Here is a 17,819-nt window from a genome sequence, read left to right as displayed (position 1 = left end):
AAGAATGGGAAATTTTGCCCTCTATTTCGTGCACTTCGGCGCATCGAAAAGCTCCAGATTGACGAGCTTGCCGGTCATGGAGAAATCGCCGTAATCCATCTTGAGATCGCGGGTCACGCCATTGCGATAGAGTTTGAAATTGATGCGGTAGCTGGGCAGCCCTTCCGATTTGTCCGTATCGTCGAAATAGGCGATGGAAACCGGCCAGGTGTTTTCCTTCTCGAGCGCGCCCATCTTCTTCGTCTCGTCATCGGAATCACCGGGAGCGGGCTTGCCGATGACCACCGTCGTCGCCATGACCTTGTCGGCATCCTCGGAGCCGTCGAACAGTTTTGTCTGGTAGAACACATCCCCGGCGATCGCCTTCTCGATCAGTTCCTGCATGTGGCGTGTCGGGAACTGTGAAAGCTCGAGATTTTCTTTGTTCGCTTCCGGCTTGGTAAGGGAGATTTCCGTCTTGTCCTTGTCCAGAAGCGCATCGCCGCGCACTTCCTTGGTCAGGCTCTGGTCGACAAATGTCTTGTTGACGAAACGGAATTTGGCGCCGTCCCCCGACTCGAACGTGGTGGTCTGCTGGTCGGTCACCCTTTGAGGCTGTTCTTCCATGTCGACGCGCGTCACAAAGCGAAAATTTGTCGTGTAACCTTCACAATCCGAACCATTGAATTCGTATACCATGCGGCCTGTCAGCCCCGTGATACCACTGCTTTCCTGCGCGTTATCCAGCTTGAGATCATAAATGGCGCGGTGTGGTACGAGAGTCGCTGTTCCAGCGGCGAGAGCCATCGATGATCCGGAAAGACCAAGGGCACTCAGGCTGAAAACGAGGACGGGGAATAGACGCATTGACAAGATTCTCCAGTTTTCGAATGGCCATATTAAAAAAACTCTTGGCGGAAGCGAGGCAAAAATCGCAACTTCATTCACAATCACTTGCGATTCCGCATGAGAAGGATGAGAAACACAATGACCAGCACCATCGACAGCCGTCTAAACGACCTTGGAATTACCCTGCCCGTCGCCGCCGCTCCGGCCGCAAACTATGTGCCCTTCGCACGCAGCGGTTCACTGCTTCTCACCTCGGGGCAATTGCCGCTGGCCGGGGGCAAACTGGTCCATACCGGTTTGCTCGGAATTGATGTCGATCTGGCGCAGGGCCAGGAAGCGGCAAAGGCCTGCGCCATCAATATCCTTGCCCAGGCAAAGGCCGCGCTCGGCGATCTCGAGAAGATCGAGCGCATCGTGAAAATCACGGTGTTTGTCGCCTCCTCCAAGGATTTCACCGAACAGCACCTCGTCGCCAATGGTGCGTCCGACCTGCTCGTGGCCGTGCTCGGCGACAAGGGCCGCCATGCCCGTTCCGCCGTGGGCACAGCGGCGCTGCCGTTGAATGCGCCGGTTGAAATCGAAGCGATCATCGAGGTCCGCTGATCATGGCATCACTGGAATGGCTCACTAAGAGCCCCATCGCCCATCGCGGATTGCATGATCTCAACAAATCCCGCTGGGAGAATACGCTTTCAGCCTTTGATGCGGCGGCAAGTGCCGGCTTTGCCATCGAATGCGATGTGCACCTCTCCGCCGATGGCAAAGCCATCGTGTTCCATGACGGCACGCTGGATCGTCTGGTTGCAAAGCCCGGCAACATTCATGATGTCACGGTGGCCGACGCCGCCGCGTTGCGGGTCGGCGGCACAAAGGACCACGTGCCGACACTCGCAGAAGCGCTCAAGCTCATTGCCGGTCGCGTGCCGATCGTCATCGAATTGAAGGGTATTCCGGGAAGGGACGATGGTCTCGTCAAGGCAGTCGCGGAGGATCTGGCCGGATATGAGGGCAATGCCGCCATCATGTCGTTCGACCATCACCTCATCCGGCTGTTCGGCAGGGACGCTCCGGGGATTCCGGCCGGGCTCACGGCGGAGGGTCTCGATGACCGCGATCTGGAGGCGCATTTCTCCATGCTCGCCCATGATATCGATTTCGTCTCCTACAATGTCCATCATCTGGAAAACCGCTTTGTCGGCTTCGTGAAGGGCAGGCTCGGCCTGCCCGTCATTTCATGGACGGTGCGCAGCCCCGCGGACAAGGCCACGAGCGATGCGCATGTGGATCAGATCACGTTCGAAGGCTTTGATCCCCGCTCCGTTTGAAACACGGCGGTCATGCCGCGCTGCCTCTTGTATCGCCGGGTGGAATACCTAGTTTAATCAGAGGCAGCGAAGCGACTTTCATCCTGCCGGCAACGTCAGGAAACCAAGTTCAGCAATGTCAAATCTTGATCAGGGCGAGTTTACCTTGCGCGTCGGCGATGGAATCGGCGCGTTTAGCCCGGAGGAATGGTCGCAGCTCTCGGGAACGTCGAGCGGCGCGCCCGGCTACAATCCGTTTCTTTCGCACGCCTTTCTTTCTGCGCTTGAGGATTCCGGCTGTGTCGACCGCAAGTCCGGCTGGCTGCCGCAGTTCCTGCGCCTCGAGGATGCCGCGGGAACCGTCATCGGCGCGGTGCCGTGCTATCTGAAGGGCCATAGCCAGGGCGAATATGTCTTCGACCACGGCTGGGCCGATGCGTTCGAGCGGGCCGGCGGGCGCTATTATCCCAAATTGCAGGCCAGCATTCCCTTCACGCCGGCGACGGGCCCTCGCCTGCTTGTGCACCGGGACTGGGACGGTCCGGCTGTCCGGGCAGCGCTTGCCAATGGCCTGCGGCAGCTCACCGGACAGCTCGGGGTTTCATCCGCGCATTCGACCTTTGTGAATACAGACGATCTGCCGGCATTCAACGAAGCCGGTTTCCTGCATCGCATCGATCAGCAGTTTCACTTCTTCAACGAAGGCTATGCAACCTATGATGATTTTCTCGACAGTCTTGCCGCGCGCAAACGCAAGGCCCTGAAGCGCGAACGGCGCGAAGCGCTGGCTGATGGCATCGTGATCGACCGCCTTACCGGCAACGCCCTGACCAAACCGGTCTGGGACGACTTCTTCACCTTCTATACGGACACCGGCAACCGCAAATGGGGCCGCCCCTATCTCAATCGGGAGTTCTACCGGCTGATCGGCGAGCGCATGCCCGGCGACATCGTCCTGATGATGGCGCGGCGCGGCGGTCGCTACATCGCCGGAGCCATCAATTTCATCGGTTCCGACCGGCTTTTTGGCCGCCACTGGGGCTGCATCGAGGACCACCGGTTCCTGCATTTCGAGGTCTGCTATCATCAGGCCATCGATTTTGCCATTGAACGCAAGCTGCATGTGGTCGAGGCAGGCGCCCAGGGCGAGCACAAGCTGGCACGCGGCTATCTGCCGGTCACCACCCATTCCGCCCACTATATCGCGCATGAGGGTCTGCGCCGCGCCGTCGCCGGTTTTCTTGAGCACGAGCGCAATGACGTTGCGATGATGAGCGACGTGCTGAACGAACACGCCCCCTTCAAGAAATCCGACTGCTGAACACACCATTTGCCCGGGCGCGCTTGACCTTGCGCTAGTGGAACGAATTTGACATTCGCATCCCATTTGACATCATCTGCAACATGCGAATGTCAAATTCAAAGTTCCACTAGAATTATATGCTTGCTAGTGGTCCTTTGATTCTGACATTTGCCAGAATGGCTTGTATCAAAGGGGTTGCAAATGTCAGAATCGGACCACTAGCACATGGCAAACATCCGATTCATCATTCAGGAAAGACAGGTGCCCATGAGCCAGACCTATGACGACAACAATGTGTTCGCAAAAATCCTGCGCGGCGAGATTCCCTCGCACAAGCTCTACGAGGATACCGACACCTATGCCTTCATGGATGTAATGCCGCAGGGCAAGGGCCACTGCCTGGTCATACCCAAGCAGCCCTCGCGCAACATCCTCGATGCCGCGCCGGCCAGCCTCGCGGCCGCCATTGCCACGACGCAGAAGCTTGCGCGCGCCGTCAAAACAGCTTTTGACGCGGATGGCGTGACGGTCAGCCAGTTCAACGAACCGGCCTCGGGCCAGACGGTTTTCCACCTGCATTTCCACATCATTCCACGATTCGAGGGCGTAGCACTGAAGCCTCATACGGGTCAGATGGAAGATCAGGGCGTGCTCGCCGCCAACGCTGACAAAATCAGACAGGCGCTTGCACAGGCCGCTTAGGCTGTCGCCATGGCAGGACGCTGGATCGTTCTGATGGCGGCAGCAAGGCCCGGTTTGTAAAGCAGTCCGGTACTGTACCAGCATATCAGAGCCACGCCGACGCCTGCGATGACATCGACAAGATGATGTCCTCCCTCGATCGGCGTGCCGATCAGGATAATGGTGTTCAATATCAGGATCGGCAGAAACCAGAACCGGACACCGGAAAAAGCCAGCACCAGCAGGACCGAGAGGGTCCCGTGATAGGACGGAAATGCGATCAGTCCTTTCATGGAGTAGAACGAGATCCACTGATCGACACCCGAGCGAAGGTCAAAGAAGGTCTGCTTGTAGGCCAAATCCACCACCGGCCTGTGTATTTTCCATATGGCATCGGCAGGTTTGATTGTCGCCAATGCTCCTGCTGAAGGCAGAACCGCCGAAATCAGGATGCACGCAAGGGCGCCCGCCATGACAGCTGCAACGAAGTGCTGTGCCCTTTTCGCATCCTCCATCACGCCGAGGATGATGACGGCACAGGCGACTTGAGCCAGCGTCGTCAGATAGGTAATCGAGAACAACAGACCCAGCCACGGGTGATCGCCGACATATTGCGCATAGACGAGCCAGTCGAAGCCAAGCAGAGCGTCAAGGCGCATGAGCGGGACGTCAACAGAGGGAAAATCAAGCGATGTCACCAGATAGCTCAACACCGCCGCGGCCGCGCTGAATGCCATAAGAATCGCCGTTTCAACGCACATCACGCTCAGATGACGCACCGGCCGCTTTGCATGATAGATATAAGCCACGACGCTGCAGAGGCTTGTCAGGACGACTGCTTTCAAGGCACTGAAAGTGTCGAACCGGAAGTTAGACACGGCAATCCACACCGCATCGACCAGCAGTATTCCGGCAACGATCAATGCTTTCCAAAGGGTCTGACTCTTCGACCTCATCTGAACTCCCCGCACGAGTACTCCGGCAAACCTAGAGAGCGGGGATGTTTATCCCGTTAAGCGATTGGCTTAATCAAAGCTAAAAATTGAGAAAAAGCCCTATTATCAAGACGATCTCCGCCGCGATCACACTGACGATCACATGGCGGCCAAGGCGCAGATAGGCCAGAAACCCGACAGCGGCGGCACCAATGCGCAGGAACACCGAGGACTCGGCCAGCGCCCCGCTGGGATAAAGAATGAGCTGGGCGATGACACCCGCGACGAGCGCCGTTGCAACGGCGCGCACCGCGATGAGCGCATCGGAATCCTCGCGCACGCGGCCGCCGATGAGAACACCCAGATAGCGCCAGATATCCGTGGGCAGCCAGCCCGCCAGCAGGATGAAGAGATAGGGCCACCACCAGTCGGTCAGGCTGTGCCAGGTCATGCCGCGCGCGCCCTCGCCCACCGTACATAGCCCATCGTCACCGCGCCGCCGGCAAAACCCGTCAGCAGCAGATCATAGGCCGGTGCCAGGTGATGAATGAGCGGGAACAGTGCGAGGCCCGATACCATGGCCACGTGGACCGACCGGTCGCGCGCCGATCCCCACAGCGACGTCAGGAAATACATCGGCGTCAGGAAGAACAGCGCGGCGAAAACAACCGGCGGAAAATCCGTCGACAGAAAATAGACCAGTGCCACCACGAGCGAGTTGGTCACGGTCAGCGTGATGCCGAGCCCGGCGAAATAGCTGACGCGCATATCGCGCGGAATGTGGCGGAATCGCTCCATGCCCATGACCCAGGCGGTGACGGCAATGAAATGCGACAGCAAAAGCAGCGTGATCCTGCGCGTTTTCGGCCCTCGCATTTCCGGGATGAAGGCGGCAACCATCGGCATGAGACGGATCGACGACAGGGCGACCGCAACCGCCGCCCCTATCAGCGAATAACCGCCGGAAATTGCGCCGATCAGGACGATATTGGCCGGAAGCGCCCAGATCGTCGCGACCATGAAGGTTGCCTGCAGCAGAGATACGCCATTCTCGCTGGCAAAACCGGCAAAGCCCACATGCGCCGTCATCAGAATGAAGGCCGGGATGCTGAAGATCATCGCCATGCCGGACAGAAACCATGAGAACCGCGTTCTCCCGGTGTCATCTGCCGGCGTCTGTGATGAAGGAAATTCGGAATCGCCCATAATTCAACCGATAGCCCGATCCTGCCATGCCAGCAAGAAAAAGGCCGCCCGGAGGCGGCCTTTTCGTTACTTCTTGCGCGGTACCTTGGGCACCGATGCCTTGCCGCGCGATGGCGGCGTTGGCTCGTCGGCGATGGAAGGACCGGCCGTCACTTTTTCAAGTATCGGCTTCTTCGGCGCAGGCTTCTTCTTCGCCACCGGCTTTTTCTCGACGGCGATTTCCTGCTTCGGCTTCACCGCCACTTCGTCGGCGATATAGTCAAGCACGAGACCCTTGGAACCATCGGCCTTCTCGGCAACCGAGACGACAACGGTACCGCCCTTCTTCAGCCTGCCAAACAGCACTTCGTCAGCCAGCGGCTTCTTGATGTGCTCCTGAATGACGCGGCCGAGCGGACGGGCGCCCATACGGTCGTCGTAACCCTTTTCGGCCAGCCAGGCGATTGCCTCGGGCTTCAGATCAAACGTCACGCCGCGATCGGCAAGCTGTGCCTCAAGCTGGATGACGAATTTCTGGACCACCTGATGGATGACCGGGATCGGCAGCGGACCGAACGGAATGATGGCATCGAGACGGTTGCGGAACTCCGGCGTGAACAGCCGGTTGATCGCTTCCATGTCATCGCCTTCACGACGCGAGGAGCCGAAGCCGATGGCCGAACGTGCGGCATCGGAAGCACCCGCGTTGGTTGTCATGATCAGGATGACATTGCGGAAATCGATCTGCTTGCCGTTGTGATCCGTCAGCTTGCCGTGATCCATGACCTGCAACAGGATGTTGAACAGATCCGGATGGGCCTTTTCGATTTCATCGAGCAGCAGCACGCAATGCGGATGCTGATCGACGCCATCGGTCAGAAGACCGCCCTGGTCGAAACCGACATAGCCGGGAGGTGCACCGAGCAGACGCGAAACCGTGTGACGCTCCATATATTCCGACATGTCGAAACGCAGGAGTTCCACGCCGAGCGACAGCGCCAGCTGCTTGGCAACTTCGGTCTTGCCGACGCCGGTCGGACCCGAGAACAGGTAGGAGCCAATCGGCTTCTCCGGTTCGCGCAGGCCGGCACGGGCCAGCTTGATCGAGGAGGACAGAGCTTCGATTGCAAGGTCCTGACCGTAAACGACGCGCTTCAGTTCGGCCTCGAGATTGGACAGAACCGCTTCGTCATCCTTGGACACGGTCTTCGGCGGGATGCGGGCCATCGTGGCAATGGTTGCCTCGATTTCCTTCACGCCGATGGATTTCTTGCGCTTTCCTTCCGGCAGCAGCATCTGGCTGGCACCTGTCTCGTCGATCACATCGATTGCCTTGTCGGGCAATTTGCGGTCGTTGATATAGCGTGCCGACAGTTCCACCGCCGATTTGATCGCTTCCACCGTGTACTTGACCTTGTGGAAGTCCTCGAAATACGGGCGAAGACCCTTCATGATCTCGATGGCATCCGGGATGGACGGCTCATTGACGTCGATCTTCTGGAACCGCCGGACAAGCGCCCTGTCCTTCTCGAAGAACTGGCGGAATTCCTTGTACGTCGTCGAGCCGATGCAGCGGATCGCACCGGAAGACAAGGCCGGCTTCAGAAGGTTCGACGCATCCATTGCGCCGCCCGACGTGGCTCCCGCACCGATGATCGTATGAATCTCGTCGATGAACAGGATCGCACCCGGAAACTCTTCGAGCTCCTTGATGACCTGCTTCAGACGCTCTTCGAAATCACCGCGATAGCGTGTTCCGGCCAGCAACGTGCCCATATCGAGCGAAAACACCGTGGCGTCGGCCAGGACCGACGGCACCTTGCCTTCGACAATCCGCTTGGCAAGACCTTCGGCAATGGCCGTCTTGCCCACGCCGGGATCACCGACATAGAGCGGGTTGTTCTTGGAACGACGGCACAGAATCTGGATCGTCCGGTTGATTTCCTGATCGCGGCCGATCAGCGGATCGATCTTGCCGGCTTTCGCGCGGTCGTTCAGGTTGTTGCAGTAGGCCGTCAGGGCGTCCTGCTTCTTCTTCGTTGCACCCTCTTCCGACTCGGAAGCGTGGTTTTCTTCGTTGTTGCTCTCCGTACCCAGCGGGGTGCGCGGCTCGGATGCGCCGGGGCGCTTCGAGATGCCATGGGAGATGTAGTTGACCGCGTCATAACGGGTCATCTGCTGTTCCTGCAGGAAGAACGCCGCATGGCTTTCCCGCTCGGCGAAAATAGCGACGAGAACGTTGGCGCCGGTGACTTCTTCACGGTTGGAGGATTGAACGTGAATAACGGCGCGCTGGATGACGCGCTGAAACGCGGCAGTTGGTTTTGAATCCTCGTCATACCCGGTGACAAGGTTGTCCAGTTCGTGATCGACATAGTCGGTCACCGTGCGGGTCAGCTGTGCGAGGTCAACATTGCAGGCGCGCATGACACTGCTCGCGTCCTGATCATCGATGAGCGCGAGGAGCAGATGCTCCAGCGTCGCATATTCATGATGATGCTCGTTCGCGATTGTCAGCGCCTGATGGAGGGCCCGCTCCAGACTAGGTGAGAAAGATGGCATGAAACCTCACTTTTTCTCCATCACGCATTGTAGCGGATGTTGGTTTTGCCGCGCATAGTCCATGACTTGGGTCATCTTGGACTCCGCGACCTCATAGGTAAAGACGCCGCACTCTCCGACTCCATGATTATGCACATGAAGCATGATGCGTGTGGCATCTTCTTTGTTTTTCTGGAAAAAGCGTTCCAGAACATGAATGACGAATTCCATGGGGGTGTAATCGTCATTCAGGAGCAACACCCGGTAAAGACTCGGCTTCTTCAGCTTAGGCTTGGTACGTGTGATGACAGCCGTTCCCCGGCCGGGGCCATTGCCGCTGCCTTTGTCTTCATCTTGCATTGTTGGTGCAAACCGCTTCATCTCTTCCAATACCCGCATTTGGTGGTCATGTGTTGCCCTGTGCATTCTATGTAGGTCGCAACGCGCTGATTTTAAGCCCTCTCACAAAGCATGCAATATCACTCGGCCCGTTTTCGGGCGCGCAAATAAAAAAAGTCCGGTTGCACGCGCAACCGGACCTTTCGCAAGCCGCAAATAAGGCTGGATTTATTTGGTAACCTTGGCAACTGCCGCCTCGTAGGGCTTGTAGGCTTCCTTGGCGAGGTCGGCATAGAGTTCGCCGAACTTGGTGGCCTGGGCAACAAATGCTTCATAGGCCTTCTTGGAGAATGCGGTGTGCGCTTCGTAGAGCTGCTCGACCGACTTGGTCGTGCCGAGCTTTTCAACCAGTGCCGTGCCGTCTTCGAAGGATTTCTTCGAATATTCAGCCGCTTCATTGGCGATTGTCTGCAAACCCTGCGACAGGACCGAAACGCTCTTCATCGAGTTGTTGACGAATTCCTTGCTGGATTCACTCAGAGTTTCGAATGGGTTGGCCATGATAAATCCTTCCATGGATTAAATTTCTGCGTAGCCGTATTTAGTGTGCACTGCACAAAAAGTCAATTTTTTTGTGCATCGCAATAATTTCCGACAATTTTAAACAACGCAATGCCGCGGAATTCGTGAACATTCCGGTTACCATAAACAGTTTGGTAACGCTGTTGCGGGTAATGTTCGACGATCCGTACCTGACGCAACATTACGTCAGTCAAATTCCATATACGCTTCAGTATGAGCAGGTGTTGATTGTGCTTTATCCAGCCCGCCAAGGTTCCAGACTTTTTACCAGACTTACCCATACATTCCTGGCTTTGGCGCTCGCTTCCGGAATAGGCCTGACACAGACACACAAGGCAGAAGCATCCTCGAAGGCATCGGCCATCGTGGTGGATGCCAACACCGGCAAGACGCTCTACTCGTCCAATGCCGATGCCCAGCGCTTTCCGGCGTCGCTGACCAAGATGATGACGCTGTACATGCTGTTTGAAGCGATGGAAGCCGGAAAGGTCTCGAAGTCGACACCCATTCCCGTTTCCGCCTATGCCGCCGGCCAGCCGCCGACAAAGATCGGCTTCAAGCCCGGCCAGACCATCAGCGCGGAAGCGGCCATTCTCTCCGTCATCACCAAATCGGCCAATGACTCGGCGACAGCCATCGGCGAATATCTCGGCGGTTCGGAACAGCGCTTTGCCCAGATGATGACCAACAAGGCGCGCCAGCTCGGCATGCGCAACACCACGTTCCGCAACGCCTCGGGCCTGCCCAATCCGCAGCAGCGCTCGTCGGCGCGCGACCTTGCCCTGCTCGGTATCGCCCTGCGTGAGCATTTTCCGCAATATTACGATTATTTCTCCACCCGCAGCTTCAGCTATCGCGGCCGCCGCATCGCCGGTCACAACCGCCTGCTCGGCAAGGTGCGCGGCGTCGACGGCATCAAGACCGGCTACACCCGCGATTCCGGCTTCAACCTCGTTTCGTCGGTGAATGTCGACGGCAAGAAGATGGTTGCAGTCGTGATGGGCGGCACCAGCGGCGGCGCCCGCGATGCGCAGATGGCCAAGCTGATCGAACAGTACATGCCCAGCGCCTCGCGCCGCGACGGCGGCAATCTGCTGGCCTCGCGCAAGAACAGCAAGGTTCAGGTCGCAGCCGTCGAACTGCCCGAAGACGACGATGCGCCGATGCCGACACAGCGTGCCGAAGTTGTTGCGAAAACCAGCAATGTCGTGACGGCCTATGCCTCCGCCCCGGCCCAGTCGCCAGCCACGCAGATCCTGACCGTTCCGACCCCGACCGCACGTGCTGCGGCAGTCGAATCCGACGATGAGGCAGAGGTTGATCCGGTCACCACCGCTTCGGCTTCAGACAAAGGCACAGCCAGCGGCTGGATGGTGCAGATCGGGTCGATGGGCAGTGCCGACGAAGCCAAGGCGATCCTTGCCCGCGCGGCATCAGAGGTCGGCGGCTCGCTTGCCACCCTGTCGCCCTACACTGAAAAATTCCAGAAGGGTTCGGCAACCTATTACCGCGCCCGCTTTGCCGGCATTGCCTCAGCCAAGGCTGCAAACAATGCCTGCACCGCGCTGAAGCGTCAAAACTACCACTGCTTTGCAATTGCGCCCCAATCGTAAGGCAGTGATCTGAAAGACCCAGTTTGTACAGAGTTGAGGGTTTTGCGAATGTCGAGTGTCAATGATTTCCATGGTTCTGCCGGTGCTGTCGGCAAGGAATCCCGGTCGCTCTTTGGCGGTATGCACGCGTTGCAGCAGGCGGCGCAGCGCCTTGCCGATCTGCGGCGCGGTAACTCAGCGTTCAAGACGATGGATCTGGTAAACGTGCTGCTGTGCCAGGCGGCGAGAACCCGCCGCGCGGCCATGCCTCCCGTGCGCTTGCACATCCGCACCGCCGGTCACAATGGTGTGACCGCAGTCCGCCTCAAGGTTTCCTGAGAGTTCGGGGCTAGAGCAGCCCCAGCGACGCCAGTTCGTTGCGCAGTTCCGGCGGCAGTTTGGCCCGGCCTTTGCCCTGTCCCTCATCCGCCGGTGCATCCTCGCTTGTCAGATAACGCCAGCCCTGGAACGCCCGCCGTGGCTGCCATTCCGTCGCGATGATGCGCGGATCCAGCACCAGATGGCAGCGTGAAATCCCCTCGTCATCGGTGAAGGTGCGAATGTCCGTCAATATCTGGCGGCATTGGACGTTGCCCTTGATCACCCAGTAAAGCGATCCACCGGCCAGCAATTCCTCGACGCGCTTGGGAACCATGCGCGTCGTATGGAACTGTTCGGGCGACAGGCCGGCACGCCTGCGCTCATCCAGGCGGAAATCGATCCACGCCGCGAGATCTTCGATCGCAGTGCAGCCGACACAAAGTTTGACGAGATTGAGAGCCATGCAGGAGATTTGACGCTTTCAGGCGGCAAGGTCAACCGAAACCGGCGAGTTCTCCACAAAGCGCCGGCGGGAAGCATGGCGATGCTGCCCGCCGGCGAAAGTCTCAGTGACCGGTTGCTGGTATGGCCGCCCCGCCGCCCGATTGCCGTTTGACCGCCGGGGCATGAACATCCGCTGCAACGACCGGCACCTCGACGCCCTTCGCGTCATAGAGTTTGCCGTTGAGGAAATAGTCACCGTCGTGCAACTGCGCGATATCCTGATAGCGCAGCACCCGCTCGGTACCGGCGACGAAGACCGACTGCTGGTCCGAATTGCCCGCGGTCAGATGGTTGAACACGATGTTCAGCGCAATCGCCATGAGTGCGGCCGAACTGATGCCGGAATGGAAAATCGTGGCGAACCATGTGGGGAAATGATCGTAGAAATTCGGCGATGCAATCGGGATCATGCCGAACCCGAGCGACGTCGCGACGATGATGAGGTTCATGTTGTTGGCATAGTCGACCTTGGACAGCGTGCGGATGCCGCTGGCCGCCACCGTTCCGAACAGCACGAGCCCCGCGCCGCCAAGGACGGCACTCGGCACCACCGCAACGATGCGTCCCATGACGGGCAGCAAACCCAGAACGACAAGGAACAGACCGCCCGTGGCCACCACATAGCGGCTCTTGATGCCGGTCACCGCAACCAGCCCGACATTCTGGGCAAAGGCGCTCTGCGTGAATGAGCCGAACACCGGCGCGATCAGGCTCGACAGCATGTCGGCGCGCAGACCATCGCCGAGACGGCGCGAGTCCACCTTGGTCTCGATGATCTCGCCGACGGCCAGGATATCCGCCGATGTTTCGACCAGCGTGACCATGATCACGATGAACATGGAAATGATCGCCGCCACCTGGAAGGTCGGATACCCCCATTGAAAGATCGTCGGCAGAGCGATGAACGGCCCTTCGCTCACCTTGGAGAAGTCGGTCATGCCCAGTGCCAGCGCAATCAGAGTGCCGATGACGATGGCCAGCAGGATCGACAGCCGTGAAATCCGGGCACTGCCGACCTTGCTGAGCAGGAGCACGATGACAAGGGTCACCGCCGCCAGCTCGATATTGGCCATGCTGCCAAAATCCGGCGCCTTGCTGTTGCCGCCCATCGCCCAGCGCGCGGCAACGGGCATCAGGGTCAAGCCGATGGTGGTGATGACAATCCCGGTGACCAATGGCGGGAAAAACCGGGTAATCCTGGAAAAGACCGGCGTGATCAGCAAGCCGATGAACGAGGCGACCATGACGGCGCCCAGCACCGCCTCGATGCCGCCATTGCCCGTGATGGCGACCATGGTCGCCACGCCGGAAAACGACACGCCCTGAACGAGCGGCAAGCGGCAGCCGAAAAAGGGCAGGCCCATCGTCTGCAGGATTGTCGCCAGTCCGCCGGCAAACAGCGACGCGGTAATCAAAAGGCCGATGTCGTTCGATGACAGCCCTGCCGCCTGGCCAAGGATCAGCGGAACGGCAATGATGCCGCCATACATGGTCAGAACATGCTGAAAGCCATAGGCCATATTGGCCGCCAGCCCCAGATTCTCGTCTTCCGGACGGTCCTCTGGCGTATTTTCATTCAATCGTGATGCCAAGGTAGTGTCCTCCCAATACCTTTATGCAGCCCAACCAAACATTGCTGATCGGGCGGGAGGAAAACTATGGCAGCTTTTTGGGATTTGACTGTATCTGATTTATTGAAAGTGTTTTCGGCTGCGTGCGGGTATTGCACGCGCCGATTCAATCAATCTCAGCACTCCACGACATTGACCGCAAGACCGCCAAGGCTGGTTTCCTTGTAGCGTTCGTTCATGTCATTTCCGGTCTGGCGCATGGTTTCGATGCAGGCGTCGAGCGGCACGAAATGCGTGCCGTCCCCCTTGATCGCCAGGGATGCCGCCGTCACCGCCTTGACCGCGCCCAGGGCATTGCGCTCGATGCAGGGGACCTGGACGAGGCCGGCCACGGGGTCGCAGGTCATGCCGAGATGGTGCTCGAGCGCAATTTCCGCCGCATTCTCAATCTGTGCGGCATTACCGCCCATCACAGCAGCGAGCCCGGCAGCTGCCATGGCCGAGGCAGAGCCCACCTCGCCCTGACAGCCGACCTCCGCGCCTGATATCGAGGCATTGTGCTTGATGACGCCGCCAATGGCCGCCGATGTCAGCAGGAAGTCGCGAATGCCTTCGGCATCGGCATCGTCGTGGAAATGCAGGTAATAGCGCAGCACGGCGGGAACCACGCCCGCAGCGCCATTGGTCGGCGCGGTGACGACGCGTCCACCCGCAGCATTCTCCTCGTTCACCGCCATGGCGTAGACGGACAGCCAGTCATTGGCCAGCAGCGGATTCATGCGGTTCTGCCGCCACTCCTCCTGCAGCCGGTCATGCAGATAACGGGCGCGGCGCTTGACCTTGAGGCCGCCCGGCATGATGCCTTCCTGCTCCAACCCGCGATCAATGCAGGAGCGCATGGCCGACCAGATGCGATCAAGACCGGCGTTAAGCTCATCCCGGCTCATGAAGACTTCTTCATTGCGGCGTTTCATTTCCGCGATGGAGAGCCCGCTCTCCGCGCTCATGGCCAGCATCTGGGCCGCGTTCTTGAACGGGAACGGCACGGGATGTTCGGGTTTTGGTGCAGTACGGGTCTTTGCGCTTTCCAGCTCTTCCTCGGTGACGACGAAGCCGCCGCCGATCGAATAGAAGATGCGGCGCAGAAGCAGGCGTTCATCCGCATCATAGGCTTCGAAGGCCATGCCGTTGGCATGCCCCGGCAGCGGTGTCCTGCGGTCCATGATCAGATCGGTTGCCGGATCGAAGCGGTAGGCGGGATGCCCCTCGGGGCGAATACGTTTTTCCTGTTTGACCGTCTCAAGCAGCGCATCCATCTGGTTGGGATCGACCGTCGCGGGCAGAAGGCCGCAGAGGCCAAGGATCACCGCCCGGTCCGTCGCATGACCAATGCCCGTGAACGCCAGCGATCCATGCAGATGCACGCGCAGGCGATCCACCTTCACGCCGGTCGGGCGTGGCCATTGCCCGTTCTTCAACTCTTCGAGGAACAGGCTGCCGGCGGTCATCGGGCCCATCGTATGGGAACTCGAAGGACCAATGCCGATTTTATAAAGATCGAAAACCGACAGGAACATCCGGCTACCTCAAACAGTGAAATTGTATCGCGCTATAATGGCTGCTCCAAGACATAAGCCGAAGCCAGCCACCGACCTAGCGTTGTGTTTCTACGACATGCCGGACCAAAGAAAAAGGGTGCAGACGCACTGCACCCCTCCATCAGAAATTTATTCCGGCTCAACTGGACTGGAGCCTGATTTTTTATCAGTGCACTGCGATGAGATAGGTCACCAGCATGATCACTGCGAAACCGACAACTGCCCAGGCGGTGATGCCCCAGCAGGACTTTTGAACGCTATCGTCCATGAATTTTGTATTTCCCTGTTGCTCTCGGAAGGATACGATTCTGTCGAAACGCTCCCTCCCTGGGAACGCGGGTATATCCGTCCATGCCGTCCTTCGCAACGCCAAAGATGGCAAAATCAGGGCGGCGCGGCGCAAGGCTGCGTTGTTCTGGCCGCATGACTTCAATGATTTCAACATGTTAAAGAAAGCTTCAGCACGCTGCGCCGTTTACGATTGGGGTAAATTCGTGTTGAGTGAATCTGCAAACTGAGTCATGTGTTTGTGCACGTCTTTGTCTCACACCGAGAGAGCCCGCATGGAACCCGCACGCTTTATGTCCTACTGGCTCGATGCGCTGGCCCTCGTCTATTTCTTTGGCGTGTGGGTGCTCTATTCGCGCACCACGGACAAGGGATTTCTCAACCGGCGCTCGCTGACATCGGAAATGAATTTTGCCCGGCGGCAGTGGATGACCACCATGTCGAGCCGCGAACTGCGCATGATCGACACCAGCATCATGATCGGCCTGCAGCAGGGCACCGGCTTTTTTGCGTCAACGTCGATTCTGGCCATCGGCGGCTGTTTCGGCCTGCTGAATTCATCCGGCCGGGTGGTCACGCTGTTCCACGATATCCCGTTCCTCGGCGAGACGACCGAGCGCTTGTTTGAAACCAAGGTTCTCGGCCTGCTGGTGCTCTTCGCCTATGCCTTTTTCAAATTCGCCTGGGCTTACCGGCTGTTCAACTACTGCTCGATCCTGATCGGCGGCGTGCCTATGGCCCGCGACAAGGCGCCGGACGATCCGCAGGTCATTTTCAGCGTCAACCGGGCGGCGGAAATCAACATCCTGGCCGGCCAGCACTTCAACAGCGGACTGCGCGGCATCTTCTTTTCCATCGGCTATCTCGGATGGTTTCTCGACCCGCTGCTGTTCATGATCACGACGAGCCTTGTGGCGGTTGTGCTGTTGCGCCGTCAGTTCTTCTCCAATGCCCGCGACGCGCTGATGCGCAACAACGCCAATGCAGATTCATAAGCTACGCGGCAGATAGCGCCAGACGACGACGGCGGTGAAGACCATCAGCGTGCCCAGGGCGATGAAGATCGCGCCAAGACTGAAGAATGTCAGGATGATCGAATAGAAGAATGCCGGCAGAAGCTCGGAAAAATCGAGATAGGTCCGGTAGACCGAGGTCATCTGCGCGCGCTCGTGCGGGTGAACCGCGCGAATGAAGGTGGTCGAAGCCAGCGTATCCAGCGCAACGCAGAAAAACGCTCCGGCGAGCAGCATGAGCGCCGCGATCATCGGAAATTTCTCACCCGCCAACCCGGCGCCGGCCAGCGCAATGGCCAGAAGGATGAAAACGCCTGATATCGTCCGCATCAGCCCCTTGGCCATGCCGACCTTGCCCCACAGGATCGATCCCAGCAGGAAAAGGTTGCCGAGGGAGACGAGCAGGCCGCCCGCCAGCTTGCCTTGGCCCGTCGCCACCATCAGGATCGGCCCGTAGACGAAGAACGTGCTCCAGTAGCACGACCGCGAAAACGCGATGAGCCAGGCGAGCCGCAGCCGTGGCTGCGCGACAAACCGCCGGACATTGGCAATCGGATTGGCCGCCCGGCTCGGCCCCTTCTGCAGGGCGGGATTGTCGCTGAGGCGAAAGTACCAGAACAGCGTGAGAAGCAGCAGGGAAAAGCCGATCGACAACAGGAACGGTGCGATCATGCCGATAGTGCTGTAGAGAAACACGCCGAGGAACGGCCCGGCCGTCCAGGCAAAGGTCGCCGTCGCCATGCGCACGGACTCGGCGCGCACGAGTTCACCCTTCTTGATATGGTCCATGATGTAGAGGCTGAGGGTGATGGACAGCGCGCCTGCCCCGAACGTGCGCAGGAAAAGCCCCGCCGCCTGCCCCGGCACCGTATCCAGCGCAAAGGCGCAGCAGCCCAGGATCAGCGAGGTGGCGCCGGCCGTATAGACCCAGCGGCGCGGGATGCGGACGATCAGCAGGGGAATCGACAGGGTGACCATCAGTCCGAGCATCGACATGCAGGTGTAGAGGATGCTGACGCTGCGCTCACTCTGCAGCAGGTCGTAGGTCTGGATCGGCACCACGCTGGTGATGATCGCCCGGGCCATCGACTCGATGCCAAACAGGATCGCAAACACCCGGGCTGTCGGACGTTTGGCCGTGCTGATCCAGATGGGATGGCGAACTTGATTGATCACTGGCTTGGCTATCGGGGAAATGCTGATTCGAGCGCCCCCTGACAGTGGAGCGCGAAAC

18 protein-coding genes are annotated in these 17,819 nt (G+C 58.9%); 7 read left to right on the top strand and 11 right to left on the bottom strand.

Translation table 11 applies throughout. The features are described 5' to 3' along the window. Positions 1-21 precede the first annotated feature (21 nt). Entirely contained in the window at positions 22-846 is an 825-nt protein-coding gene (locus ACP7B1_RS07475) for a cell envelope integrity EipB family protein (protein ID WP_403173760.1), read from the bottom strand. Positions 847-966: 120 nt separating this feature from the next. On the opposite strand from ACP7B1_RS07475, the gene ACP7B1_RS07470 reads away from it, so the two are divergent. From ACP7B1_RS07470 to ACP7B1_RS07455, 4 genes are all read left to right on the top strand, one after another. Then, the gene (locus tag ACP7B1_RS07470; RefSeq protein WP_223615038.1) at positions 967-1,431 is read left to right on the top strand and encodes a RidA family protein; all 465 of its coding nucleotides are present in this window, start codon (positions 967-969) and stop codon (positions 1,429-1,431) included. A 2-nt stretch (positions 1,432-1,433) separates the two neighbouring features. Further along, the gene (locus ACP7B1_RS07465) at positions 1,434-2,153 is read left to right on the top strand and encodes a glycerophosphodiester phosphodiesterase (RefSeq protein ID WP_346306829.1); all 720 of its coding nucleotides are present in this window, start codon (positions 1,434-1,436) and stop codon (positions 2,151-2,153) included. 115 nt (positions 2,154-2,268) lie between these two features. Next, positions 2,269-3,453: a GNAT family N-acetyltransferase gene (locus ACP7B1_RS07460; RefSeq protein ID WP_426136856.1), complete on the top strand. Its 1,185-nt coding sequence runs from the start codon at positions 2,269-2,271 to the stop codon at positions 3,451-3,453. Positions 3,454-3,702: 249 nt separating this feature from the next. After that, positions 3,703-4,137, top strand: a complete 435-nt coding sequence (locus ACP7B1_RS07455; protein WP_346308444.1) for an HIT family protein — start codon at positions 3,703-3,705, stop codon at positions 4,135-4,137. Here the strand turns inward: ACP7B1_RS07455 and ACP7B1_RS07450 are convergent. The 6 genes from ACP7B1_RS07450 to ACP7B1_RS07425 all read right to left on the bottom strand — a co-directional run bounded on the left by ACP7B1_RS07450 (position 4,134) and on the right by ACP7B1_RS07425 (position 9,677). After that, positions 4,134-5,072, bottom strand: a complete 939-nt coding sequence (locus ACP7B1_RS07450; protein WP_346308443.1) for a phosphatase PAP2 family protein — start codon at positions 5,070-5,072, stop codon at positions 4,134-4,136. The two genes, ACP7B1_RS07455 and ACP7B1_RS07450, sit on opposite strands and share 4 nt — an antisense overlap. A 79-nt stretch (positions 5,073-5,151) precedes the next feature. Further along, positions 5,152-5,502 (bottom strand): AzlD domain-containing protein, encoded by a 351-nt coding sequence (locus ACP7B1_RS07445; protein WP_223615043.1) that lies wholly within the window; start codon positions 5,500-5,502, stop codon positions 5,152-5,154. Then, a complete protein-coding gene (locus ACP7B1_RS07440) occupies positions 5,499-6,176 on the bottom strand; it encodes an AzlC family ABC transporter permease (RefSeq protein ID WP_346308442.1) in 678 nt (225 codons plus the stop codon). The genes ACP7B1_RS07445 and ACP7B1_RS07440 overlap by 4 nt, the downstream gene beginning before the upstream one ends. 147 nt (positions 6,177-6,323) lie before the next feature. Continuing rightward, the gene (gene clpA, locus ACP7B1_RS07435; protein ID WP_346308441.1) at positions 6,324-8,798 is read right to left on the bottom strand and encodes an ATP-dependent Clp protease ATP-binding subunit ClpA; all 2,475 of its coding nucleotides are present in this window, start codon (positions 8,796-8,798) and stop codon (positions 6,324-6,326) included. A gap of 6 nt (positions 8,799-8,804) precedes the next feature. Beyond that, entirely contained in the window at positions 8,805-9,158 is a 354-nt protein-coding gene (gene clpS, locus ACP7B1_RS07430) for an ATP-dependent Clp protease adapter ClpS (RefSeq protein WP_105733146.1), read from the bottom strand. 186 nt (positions 9,159-9,344) lie between these two features. Beyond that, entirely contained in the window at positions 9,345-9,677 is a 333-nt protein-coding gene (locus tag ACP7B1_RS07425) for a phasin family protein (protein WP_288193659.1), read from the bottom strand. A gap of 173 nt (positions 9,678-9,850) precedes the next feature. Between ACP7B1_RS07425 and ACP7B1_RS07420 the strand changes: the two genes are divergently transcribed. Then, positions 9,851-11,311 carry an SPOR domain-containing protein gene (locus tag ACP7B1_RS07420; RefSeq protein WP_426136893.1) on the top strand — a complete coding sequence of 487 codons (1,461 nt, stop codon included), beginning with the start codon at positions 9,851-9,853 and terminating at the stop codon, positions 11,309-11,311. Positions 11,312-11,359: 48 nt separating this feature from the next. Then, a complete protein-coding gene (locus ACP7B1_RS07415) occupies positions 11,360-11,629 on the top strand; it encodes a hypothetical protein (protein ID WP_346308334.1) in 270 nt (89 codons plus the stop codon). A 10-nt stretch (positions 11,630-11,639) separates the two neighbouring features. Here ACP7B1_RS07415 and ACP7B1_RS07410 read toward each other — a convergent pair whose 3' ends face one another. From ACP7B1_RS07410 to ACP7B1_RS07400, 3 genes are all read right to left on the bottom strand, one after another. Then, entirely contained in the window at positions 11,640-12,074 is a 435-nt protein-coding gene (locus tag ACP7B1_RS07410; protein ID WP_346308333.1) for a DUF1489 family protein, read from the bottom strand. Between the two features lie 103 nt (positions 12,075-12,177). Continuing rightward, complete coding sequence (locus tag ACP7B1_RS07405) at positions 12,178-13,707, bottom strand: nucleobase:cation symporter-2 family protein (protein ID WP_426136855.1); 1,530 nt, start codon at positions 13,705-13,707, stop codon at positions 12,178-12,180. Positions 13,708-13,862: 155 nt separating this feature from the next. Then, positions 13,863-15,263 carry an L-serine ammonia-lyase gene (locus tag ACP7B1_RS07400; protein WP_403173730.1) on the bottom strand — a complete coding sequence of 467 codons (1,401 nt, stop codon included), beginning with the start codon at positions 15,261-15,263 and terminating at the stop codon, positions 13,863-13,865. A gap of 584 nt (positions 15,264-15,847) precedes the next feature. On the opposite strand from ACP7B1_RS07400, the gene ACP7B1_RS07395 reads away from it, so the two are divergent. Beyond that, positions 15,848-16,567 (top strand): DUF599 domain-containing protein, encoded by a 720-nt coding sequence (locus ACP7B1_RS07395; RefSeq protein WP_346308331.1) that lies wholly within the window; start codon positions 15,848-15,850, stop codon positions 16,565-16,567. On the opposite strand, the gene ACP7B1_RS07390 is transcribed toward ACP7B1_RS07395, so the two are convergent. Next, the gene (locus tag ACP7B1_RS07390; RefSeq protein ID WP_403173723.1) at positions 16,562-17,761 is read right to left on the bottom strand and encodes an MFS transporter; all 1,200 of its coding nucleotides are present in this window, start codon (positions 17,759-17,761) and stop codon (positions 16,562-16,564) included. The two genes, ACP7B1_RS07395 and ACP7B1_RS07390, sit on opposite strands and share 6 nt — an antisense overlap. Positions 17,762-17,819: the final 58 nt, after the last annotated feature.

It is taken from the genome of Phyllobacterium sp. SL163 (genome assembly GCF_049896885.1).
Taxonomy (GTDB): Bacteria; Pseudomonadota; Alphaproteobacteria; order Rhizobiales; family Rhizobiaceae; genus Phyllobacterium; species Phyllobacterium calauticae.
The sequence above is the reverse complement of the archived record's forward strand: the minus strand, read 5'-3'. Positions and strand labels throughout refer to the sequence as shown.

Coding starts and splice junctions, on each gene's coding strand:
- ACP7B1_RS07425 (WP_288193659.1), bottom strand. CDS start 9,677: ATGGCCAACCCATTCGAAACTCTGAGTGAATCCAGCAAGGAATTCGTC.
- clpA (WP_346308441.1), bottom strand. CDS start 8,798: ATGCCATCTTTCTCACCTAGTCTGGAGCGGGCCCTCCATCAGGCGCTG.
- ACP7B1_RS07440 (WP_346308442.1), bottom strand. CDS start 6,176: ATGGCGATGATCTTCAGCATCCCGGCCTTCATTCTGATGACGGCGCAT.
- ACP7B1_RS07470 (WP_223615038.1), top strand. CDS start 967: ATGACCAGCACCATCGACAGCCGTCTAAACGACCTTGGAATTACCCTG.
- ACP7B1_RS07395 (WP_346308331.1), top strand. CDS start 15,848: ATGGAACCCGCACGCTTTATGTCCTACTGGCTCGATGCGCTGGCCCTC.
- ACP7B1_RS07450 (WP_346308443.1), bottom strand. CDS start 5,072: ATGAGGTCGAAGAGTCAGACCCTTTGGAAAGCATTGATCGTTGCCGGA.
- clpS (WP_105733146.1), bottom strand. CDS start 9,158: ATGAAGCGGTTTGCACCAACAATGCAAGATGAAGACAAAGGCAGCGGC.
- ACP7B1_RS07410 (WP_346308333.1), bottom strand. CDS start 12,074: ATGGCTCTCAATCTCGTCAAACTTTGTGTCGGCTGCACTGCGATCGAA.
- ACP7B1_RS07400 (WP_403173730.1), bottom strand. CDS start 15,263: ATGTTCCTGTCGGTTTTCGATCTTTATAAAATCGGCATTGGTCCTTCG.
- ACP7B1_RS07455 (WP_346308444.1), top strand. CDS start 3,703: ATGAGCCAGACCTATGACGACAACAATGTGTTCGCAAAAATCCTGCGC.
- ACP7B1_RS07415 (WP_346308334.1), top strand. CDS start 11,360: ATGTCGAGTGTCAATGATTTCCATGGTTCTGCCGGTGCTGTCGGCAAG.
- ACP7B1_RS07475 (WP_403173760.1), bottom strand. CDS start 846: ATGCGTCTATTCCCCGTCCTCGTTTTCAGCCTGAGTGCCCTTGGTCTT.
- ACP7B1_RS07465 (WP_346306829.1), top strand. CDS start 1,434: ATGGCATCACTGGAATGGCTCACTAAGAGCCCCATCGCCCATCGCGGA.
- ACP7B1_RS07420 (WP_426136893.1), top strand. CDS start 9,851: ATGTTCGACGATCCGTACCTGACGCAACATTACGTCAGTCAAATTCCA.
- ACP7B1_RS07460 (WP_426136856.1), top strand. CDS start 2,269: ATGTCAAATCTTGATCAGGGCGAGTTTACCTTGCGCGTCGGCGATGGA.
- ACP7B1_RS07445 (WP_223615043.1), bottom strand. CDS start 5,502: ATGACCTGGCACAGCCTGACCGACTGGTGGTGGCCCTATCTCTTCATC.